This window comes from Bacillus sp. ISL-4 (assembly GCF_018613275.1).
Taxonomy (GTDB): Bacteria; Bacillota; Bacilli; order Bacillales; family DSM-1321; genus Peribacillus; species Peribacillus simplex_E.
In genome coordinates this window covers 1-8423 of record NZ_JAGGQN010000085.1, presented here as the reverse complement: position 1 = coordinate 8423, position 8423 = coordinate 1, and the positions used below count along the sequence as shown (strand labels likewise).

General features: G+C 40.9%; 9 protein-coding genes and 2 pseudogenes. 7 read left to right on the top strand and 4 right to left on the bottom strand.

Annotated elements, in window-relative coordinates; all coding sequences use genetic code 11:
- Positions 1 to 245: 245 nt before the first annotated feature.
- Complete coding sequence (locus tag J7J00_RS27560) at positions 246 to 746, top strand: DinB family protein (RefSeq protein ID WP_214796363.1); 501 nt, start codon at positions 246 to 248, stop codon at positions 744 to 746.
- A gap of 244 nt (positions 747 to 990) precedes the next feature.
- Here the strand turns inward: J7J00_RS27560 and J7J00_RS27555 are convergent.
- Together J7J00_RS27555 and J7J00_RS27550 are read right to left on the bottom strand one after the other, a co-directional pair.
- Positions 991 to 1393 (bottom strand): annotated as a pseudogene (locus J7J00_RS27555) (universal stress protein).
- Between the two features lie 20 nt (positions 1394 to 1413).
- Positions 1414 to 2877 carry a SulP family inorganic anion transporter gene (locus tag J7J00_RS27550; protein ID WP_214796362.1) on the bottom strand — a complete coding sequence of 488 codons (1464 nt, stop codon included), beginning with the start codon at positions 2875 to 2877 and terminating at the stop codon, positions 1414 to 1416.
- Positions 2878 to 3054: 177 nt separating this feature from the next.
- Here J7J00_RS27550 and J7J00_RS27545 point away from each other — a divergent pair, with 177 nt between their 5' ends.
- Both J7J00_RS27545 and J7J00_RS27540 read left to right on the top strand, forming a co-directional pair.
- Positions 3055 to 3597, top strand: a complete 543-nt coding sequence (locus J7J00_RS27545) for a recombinase family protein (RefSeq protein ID WP_214796360.1) — start codon at positions 3055 to 3057, stop codon at positions 3595 to 3597.
- Positions 3598 to 3884: 287 nt separating this feature from the next.
- Positions 3885 to 4225: pseudogene (locus J7J00_RS27540) on the top strand (cupin domain-containing protein).
- A gap of 172 nt (positions 4226 to 4397) precedes the next feature.
- On the opposite strand, the gene J7J00_RS27535 reads toward J7J00_RS27540, so the two are convergent.
- Positions 4398 to 4619, bottom strand: coding sequence for a hypothetical protein (locus J7J00_RS27535; protein WP_214796357.1), 222 nt, complete (start codon positions 4617 to 4619; stop codon positions 4398 to 4400).
- Positions 4620 to 5250: 631 nt separating this feature from the next.
- Here J7J00_RS27535 and J7J00_RS29020 point away from each other — a divergent pair.
- Both J7J00_RS29020 and J7J00_RS28575 read left to right on the top strand, forming a co-directional pair.
- Entirely contained in the window at positions 5251 to 5379 is a 129-nt protein-coding gene (locus tag J7J00_RS29020; RefSeq protein ID WP_396020616.1) for a hypothetical protein, read from the top strand.
- Positions 5376 to 5534, top strand: coding sequence for an ACT domain-containing protein (locus J7J00_RS28575; protein ID WP_286201616.1), 159 nt, complete (start codon positions 5376 to 5378; stop codon positions 5532 to 5534). The genes J7J00_RS29020 and J7J00_RS28575 overlap by 4 nt, the downstream gene beginning before the upstream one ends.
- Before the next feature lie 312 nt (positions 5535 to 5846).
- On the opposite strand, the gene J7J00_RS27525 is transcribed toward J7J00_RS28575, so the two are convergent.
- A complete protein-coding gene (locus J7J00_RS27525; protein WP_214796355.1) occupies positions 5847 to 6428 on the bottom strand; it encodes a TetR/AcrR family transcriptional regulator in 582 nt (193 codons plus the stop codon).
- A gap of 118 nt (positions 6429 to 6546) precedes the next feature.
- Here J7J00_RS27525 and J7J00_RS27520 point away from each other — a divergent pair, with 118 nt between their 5' ends.
- A complete protein-coding gene (locus tag J7J00_RS27520; protein WP_214796352.1) occupies positions 6547 to 7557 on the top strand; it encodes an NADP-dependent oxidoreductase in 1011 nt (336 codons plus the stop codon).
- Between the two features lie 133 nt (positions 7558 to 7690).
- The gene (locus J7J00_RS27515; protein WP_214796350.1) at positions 7691 to 7996 is read left to right on the top strand and encodes a putative quinol monooxygenase; all 306 of its coding nucleotides are present in this window, start codon (positions 7691 to 7693) and stop codon (positions 7994 to 7996) included.
- Positions 7997 to 8423 lie beyond the last annotated feature (427 nt).

Below are 8423 nucleotides of genomic sequence, written 5' to 3'. Positions count from 1 at the left end.
TGAAACTATACTAACTCCAGGTGCTTTACTTCAATAAGGGAGTTGCTTTCGCAGCTCTTTTTTCTTATGGAGCTAACGGGGCAGTTTAGTTGAAGAATGTTTACCAGATTTTTTTCAACAATTGGGCGGAATAGATAGGTTAAATAGGAAAGGAATTTAAATATTATTAGAGAACTATTATAAGAAATAATGCTTACTAATCATGAGACAATAATATGTATTACAGTGATAAAGGAGTGATTAAATTGAGTGACCTAAAAGTGATTGAAAAATACAAAAGCAATCTGCAAAACTATTCTTTGGAGCAAATAAGATATATAACGGCTGAAGGGGTTTGGTCTATCGGTCAAATGTACGACCACTTGATCCTCGTTGCCCATGAGTACCTTGACAATGTGGAAACTTGTGCGTCAGCAAAAGAAGAGCAAAAGCTTGGAAAAACGGAGTTTGGTGAGCATTTATATAAAATTGGAGGATTCCCACCAATTAAAATCAAGTTACCTGACGAATTAAATACCCCACCAAGCAATTCAGACAGTAAAGAAAACCTTATGAGTAGGCTTGAACAGGTAATGCAGAGGTTGAGACAATGGGAATCTAAAGTAGATGCTATAAATCCAAATTACAAAGTTAAACATGATGGCTTTGGCTGGCTTAACTCGAGAGAGTGGTATGATTTGGTCAGCATGCATTTCCGTCATCACTTGCATCAAAAGTGCGAATTAGAACAAAAGCTTGTGTTCTGAGAACTTACAAGCTTTCAAGATTTTTTAAATCAGCTTAATGAAATAGAAAAAGAGTGTTGATTTATTTATTCAACTAACGGGTGCTTTACTTCAATATCAGGAGCTGTTCAGCAGCTCCTTTTCTTATGCAACTAAAGGGGAAGAATAGCTCTATTAGAATATTGATTATGCTGAGATTAAATATAAAAAGCCCGACCTATTTAGTCGAACTTTCGAACTTTTTTACATTATTGCTCTTATATAGTTATTTCACTACAAGGACAGGACATTTAACGCGTTTAACCACCTTATGGCCCACACTACCTAATACCATTTCTTGAAGTGAATTTAATCCTCTACTGCCTATGATAACTAAATCAAATTGTTCTTTATTTGCATAATCAAGGATGGACGGACCAGGTTCACCATACAGCATTTTTATTCCATAGGATTTATTATTTAATTTCATTTGTTCTTCAGCAGGAAGGAGTTTCGTTATTCGAGAGAGTTCTAATTCTTCTTTTCCAGAAGAATGCAGGATATCTTTTTTAGACTTTGAAAAGTCTACCACAAAAACAACTTCTATCTGGCATCCACTAGACAGCTTCTTTTGTTGCTCGCATTGAATTTTCTGAACCATCTAGTGCTAATAATATTTTCTTATACATTATTTCACCTCTAAAAAAAATTAGTGTGCTGGCATTTTTTTATTGGAATCATTATAGATAGCTAATTTATCTACAATCTTTTTACTAGCAGAATCTAGTCCTTTAATTGTAACGCTGTTATTTTGTTCACGATATTTAATGACGACTTTGTCAATGGCGCCAACGGCTGAATCATCCCAAATGTGAGAATTAGAAAAATCAATTACAACGCTACGGTTTTCGACAGTAAAATCAAACGAATTGACAAAGCCTTCAACAGAAGCAAAAAATAATTGACCTTCTACATTAAATAATAATCCGTTTTTGTGCTCTTCTTTGGCCACTTTTATTCGCGATATTTTAGCAACAAAGAAAATAGCACTTAGGATAACCCCAGCAATGACACCTTTCGATAAGTCGTGGGTTGAAACAACAATTATTACCGTTACAAGCATAACAGTAGCATCACTTTTTGGTGCTTTTCGTAAATAGGAAAACGAAGACCAATCAAACGTGCCTATGGATACCATTATCATAATACCTACTAAAACAGGCATTGGAATTTGTACAACTAAATCGCCTAATACAATAATTAAAAACATTAAAAACAAACCAGCAATAAGGGTAGATAGCCTTCCACGTCCACCTGATTTTACGTTAATAACGGATTGGCCAATCATCGCACATCCAGCCATTCCACCAAAGAAACCCGTAATGATATTAGCGATCCCTTGTCCTCTAGCCTCTTTGTTTTTATTACTATCTGTATTCGTCATATCATCAACAATTGATGATGTGAGGAGTGTTTCTAATAAACCTACGATAGCTAAAGCTAATGAATAAGGGAAAACGATAGCTACTGTTTCAAATGTAAAAGGTACATTTGGAATAAAGAATTCAGGTAATGACCTTGTAATAGCACCTAAATCTCCAACTGTCCGCAAGTCAAAGTTTGCATAAATTGCAACAACTGTTAAAGCAATGATGGCAATTAATGGTGCGGGAATGGATTTGATAAATCTCGGCAATACATAAACAATGACTAATGTTATAGCCACAAAAACGTACGTGATATTTGAAATACCCAAAAAATGAGGTACTTGAGCCATAAAGATTAAGATGGCTAATGAATTGACAAAGCCGATCATAACAGCCCTCGGAATGAACTTCATTAATTTTGCTACTTTAAAAACACCAAAAATGACTTGGATAACCCCTGTTAATATAGTTGCTGCTAATAAGTAATTCAGACCATGTTCTTTCACTAAAGGAACCATTAGTAATGCCATCGCACCGGTGGCTGCAGAAATCATTCCAGGACGACCACCTACAAATGCAATAATAACTGCAATACAAAAAGATGCATATAATCCAACCATTGGATCGACTCCTGCAATAATGGAAAATGCAATTGCTTCTGGAATTAACGCTAGTGCTACAACAATCCCAGCAAGGATATCCGCCCTAATATTTAAAAACCACTCTGTTTTTATCTTTTCAACCACTTTTTCATGCACCTCACATCTATTATTTTTTGACTTTTAACTCTCATAAAAGTCGAGTTCGATAAGCAATAAAAACAGTCTAACACCATTCGTCCCAAAATGGAACGGTTTTGGGACTTATTTTTATAAATCGTTATGATATGATAAAAATAAAGTCTTAACTGTTAGGAGAGTTGTATGTTAATTGGATATATGAGGCCGTATCTAGAAGACCTAGAATGTGAAGATCAACTAAAATACTTAAAAAAAGCGAATTGTACAGCATTCATTTTAGAGGAACATTCATCAGCTAAAAAAAGAACACAACTTAAAAGTATGATAAGCAACCTCAACCAAGGGGATAAAATAGTCGTTACAAAACTTTATACATTAGCTGATTCAACACGTCATTTAGTTGAGTTATTAGAAATAATTAATTCTAAAGGCGCTTATTTTCAGTCCCTAACTGAAGATATTGATACAAGTAATACAGCCGGATATCAATTCAGTAAAATCGTGAAACATCTTGTTGAATTTCAAAGTGATGTAATAAGCGAAAAAACAAAAAAAGGTTTGTATGAAGCAAAACAAAAAGGAGTCACTACAGGACGACCAAGAAAACCTGACGAAAATGTAAAACGGGCTATTGTTATGTATCAAAGTAAGAAATATAGTCTGACTGAAATAAAAGATGAAACAGGAATTAGCAAATCTACGTTATATAGATATTTGGAGAGTTAAAAATTCTTTATTCACCGCAAAAAAAGCCGATCATTCCTTAGTGTAAGGAAAATCGGCTTTTTTTAACTAGAATTTCCGTATGTTTTCCGCGATTGGCTGGTAGGACCCCAGTATAAAGAGAAAAAATGAAAAAAAGTCAATGAAATCAAGGGTTTGAATGCACGATAATTTCTATTATCGTACATTCGAAACCGAATTAAAAAAATACCCTTCTTGAACTATCGGGGCAGGTTAGTTCCATAAGGAATGCGTAAGATTGTATTATAAATACAAGGGGGGATATAGAAATGATGAAAAGTAAACACAATACTGAACATTACATATGGGAGATAATTGTGATAGGTGGCATTTAGTGAAAAATTAAGATTTAAGTATTATCCATGAGCGTATGCCTGCTAATACATCTGAAATAAAACATTATCATCAACACGCACACCAATTTTTCTTTGTCTTATCAGGTATAGCAACCATTGAGATAGAGGGTAAAGAGATTACTTTAAATCCGCAAGAGGGAGTGGAAGTTCCTCCTTTGGTGCCACACCAAATGCTTAACAAGTCAAATAATGAAGTTGAGTTTTTGGTGACTTCTCAACCGACAAGTAAAGGTGATAGGATTTTAGTGGACTAAAACTAAATTTTCTTTATTGAACTATCGAACGCGATGCTTTAATAAGATTCACTTTTCTTAATGAACTAACGGGTGCTTATGTTGAACAACACGCCTACCAAAAGAACCTATAAATGGGTTCTTTTATAACGAGATTTCAACATTATCGTAACAGCCAAAGAAAAGCCCACCCTCACTGGCAGGCTTTAAAATTGCTTTCTATTTTCATAATCCTTTGTTCCAGACGGTCAATCTCTTTAGGTAAGGTCGTTAAAAGGTGATAATATAGTTCGGCATTCCAAGGGATAGCAGGATAAATGGTACTCATTGATTCAATGCCATTATCTTTAAGCATTGCATATCGCTGACGGGTCTCGATTAACGAGTTTGTTAAATTTTTTAAAAGAGTTGCCATTATTATTCCCCCAAGTAAATAACTGTCTAACTAACCATTCTATACCCTCTTTATTTATATACAAATCATTTTTAAGGAAAAAAATTTATTCAACTAATGGGCGCTTTACTTCTATAAGTGAGGTTGCTGCGGCAACTTTCTTATGGAACTAAAGGGGCAGGTTAGTGGAAGAGGGATTTAAAACACAATCATACTTACAAAAAAGTTCGCCATTTCTTTATTTATTACTATAATTCTTACTGTTGTTATTCGTGCTATACTTCGTGCCAATGGCATTCACAATTTTTTTAGCGACAATTCAATTGGTGGATACTTATTATATTTGGTCATTTTTTCATTGTGTTACTTATTCTTTAAAAGGCAGTCTGATAAATAAGACTTATATATAAGATAAAATCAATTAACTGGTAGCTTTACCTTGACACCAAATGGACTGTTTAGGCAGTCCTTTATCATTACAGGTTTTTCAACTAAAGGGCAGGATTGTGAACCGTTTCACTTAAACTGACGGGTGCATTACTGAACAACGGTAATGCCTTTTCTTATTGAGGTAACGTGGCGGGTTAGTGAAACAAGGAATGTGGTAAAATCCAAGTACTAAATGGGCTCTTGAAAATAAAAACTTGTCTCAATTACTTATACAGATGAAGAACTATCTATAGTTTGTACGGAAGAAGTAGTACCGTCGCATGTTGAAAATATTGAAATAAGTAACGAATGGAGATGTATTAAAGTGGAGGACCTCTTGATTTTTCAATGACAGGATTATTATCTTCCCTTGCTTCCCCACTTGCTGAAGCTAAAATTAGTATCTTTGCCATTTCTACTTATAACACAGATTATCTTCTAGTTAAGTCAGACACTTTAGAACAAACTTTACAGATATTATCTGAAAACGGACATTCTGTCATCTAATAATAATTCGCACTCAAACAAACATTACTGGAATTATAAATAATCTCCTTTGGTTCAAATCTAAAGGAGATTATTTTAGTATCCTAGATGCATTGAATTCCTATAAGGGGTAGTACCCGCGAAGCTTGGGGGGCCTGTTTTGACTGCACGGTCGATCAGCGCCGTGATAGGAGCGGCGAGGCGGGCCGGAGGAGGCATCTGGGCCGCCGATCAACGTACTCAGTGCCTCCTCCATGCCCTTCTTGGCGTCAAGAAAAACCACGAATAGCAGAAGCCATTCGTGGAGCGCCGCCACCGGATCCCGCTCTATCATCAGTTGTGCGGCCGCGCCCTGAAATCGCTGCTCGCTCGATTCGTCAAGATCGCGCTCGCGATAATACTGAAGAGATGCTCAGTTCGTGGCGCGGACGAGGGTTGGTTGCTGAGCCACGCAAGCGCAGCAGCTAGCGAGAACAGGTCATCACCATCCATGTCGGTACGCGCCAGACCCTCGGCCTGAGCGCGAGCGAGAAGTCGCGTGCCTGCCGTGCGCATCGTGACGCATGAAGCGTGGAGTGCGGACTCCGTGTCCTCCTTGGCTGCCATCATCGCGTCCACAACACCTTGATAGTTGCCCGTGAATGCAACGACGTCGCGTAGCCACGACACGAGTGCATCATCGGGTGAACTCGCAGTTTCGAGCTCACGTGCCTTTGTCGTAAACTCGTCGAAGCTTGCGCGGAGCAAAGCTTCGAGCAGCGCCTCTCTCGTCGGGAAATGACGATACAGTGTGCCGAGCCCGACACCAGCTCTGCGAGCGATTTCGCGCAGCGATGCATCGACGCCGTGCTCGGTTATAACGACGCTCGCGACTGCGAGTATGTGCTCATAGTTTTTCTTCGCATCGGCTCGCATCTGATTCCTCCTTGACAATCGGAGCGGTGCTCCGTATAATAACAAACGGAACAGTAATCCGTTTAAGTGGAGCACTGCTCTAAATAAGGATAACACATTTGTGTGAAAGGAGAAAGCGATGTCTACAAACACAATGAAGGCGATTCGGCTGCAGGAATTCGGCGGCCCTGAGGTACTGCGTTACGAGGAGGCCCCGCTTCCCGAACTGAAACCGGGTGAGGTGCTTGTCCGCGTTCATGCGGTTGGCATCAACCCCCCCGACTGGTACCTGCGCGAGGGGTATAAGGATCTTCCTCCTGAGTGGCAGCCGGCGGTGTCCTTTCCCTTCATTCTGGGGTCGGATATGTCGGGCGTCGTCGAGGCGGTAGCCACAGATGTGCAAGGCTTCTCCATCGGCGATGAAGTTTTCGGCATGGTTCGCTTTCCTAGCATGGGAGAGAGCGCTGCTTATGCCGAGTACGTCGCCGCGCCAGCGTCGGATCTTGCACTCAAACCGGCTGGCATCGATCACGTGTACGCCGCAGGGGCGCCGATGGCAGGTCTCACCGGATGGCAGTTCCTGATCGAGTTGGGGCACAATGAAGCGAATCCGTTTCAACCGGAGTCGCATCGCCCGCTGCCGATCAACGGCAAGACGGTACTCGTCAATGGTGCCGCGGGCGGCGTGGGGCACTTAGCGGTGCAACTGGCTAAATGGAAGGGTGCGCATGTCATCGCGGTGGCATCGGGCAAGCATGAGTCGTTCCTGCGAGAGCTCGGTGCCGACGAATTCATCGACTACACCAAGAGCCCTCCCGAGGACATCGCCCATGACGTTGATCTCGTCCTCGATACCCTCGGAGGTCCAACAACCGGTCGTTTCTTGCGTACGCTCAAGCGTGGCGGCGCTTTGTTCCCAGTGTTCATAGGCTTCTCCGACGCAGAGGAGGCCGCAAAGCTGGGCGTCACGGTATCGATGACCCAAGTGCGCTCAAACGGCCCGCAGCTAGCGGAATTAGGGCGCTTGCTCGATGCCGGGACGGTTCGCGTCGCCATCGACAGCACGTTTCCACTTGCCGATGCTCGCAAGGCGCACGAACGAGCCGCCCGTGGGCACATCCAAGGCAAGATCGTGCTCACGGTTGTGTAAGGACGACAGCTCGAATGATTATCGCACTCCTAGTGGAACGTCGCAAAACTTTGCGGCGTTCCACTAGCGAGGACCGCGAATGAGCTTTGAAAAAATTTGCTGACTTAAATTAAGAAAAAAAGGATGAACAACAATGATTATACTCATGGGTTACGTTCACCTAAATCCGTCTGATGTGAATGAGTTCACTGCAGACGTTCAGGCCGTCGTTTCCAGCACGAGAGCTGAAAATGGATGCCTCTTTTATGCCTTTACTTTGGAAGATGCGCGCGCCGGACGCATGCTGACTGTCCAGCGGTGGCAAGATCAAGAATCGCTGACGGCCCATGTTGAAAGACACGAGTCGGCGCCGTTTTTAAAAAAGTGGGGAAACAGGATGAGAATGGACATTCTAAAATACGATGCTCGTTCATGGAGTAAAAGAGTGAGCGTCAAATAGCCCCCCCTAGCGGCGGGAATGGACTTGGGATATACTTCTATTGATTCTGTTTCATCCGACAATCGGCGGGGAGCGAGGCTTTTATGGATAGATCGTACAAACCATGAGCGACACTTTTCACTTGATAAAATAGTTCATTTCATCATAAGTTAGGGTCTTATTTTTACTCTTTATTGCGCAATTTGTTGGATGCACTCGAGCAACATCTGGAAGTATTTTTGAAAGTAGCATTCAGTTTTCCCCCCTCAAAAGCGTTATTACAAGAAAGATTGTGAAATTTTGTACTTAAACTATCGGGTGCGTTAGTTGAATAAGAATAACTAAAAAAGTCGATTCCTTGAGATGGAAATCGGCTTTTTTAATAGGTGACATTTCCTTAGCGTTGTAAATCTGCATTTTCCTGACGCTACCCCATGCCCATCAAGCT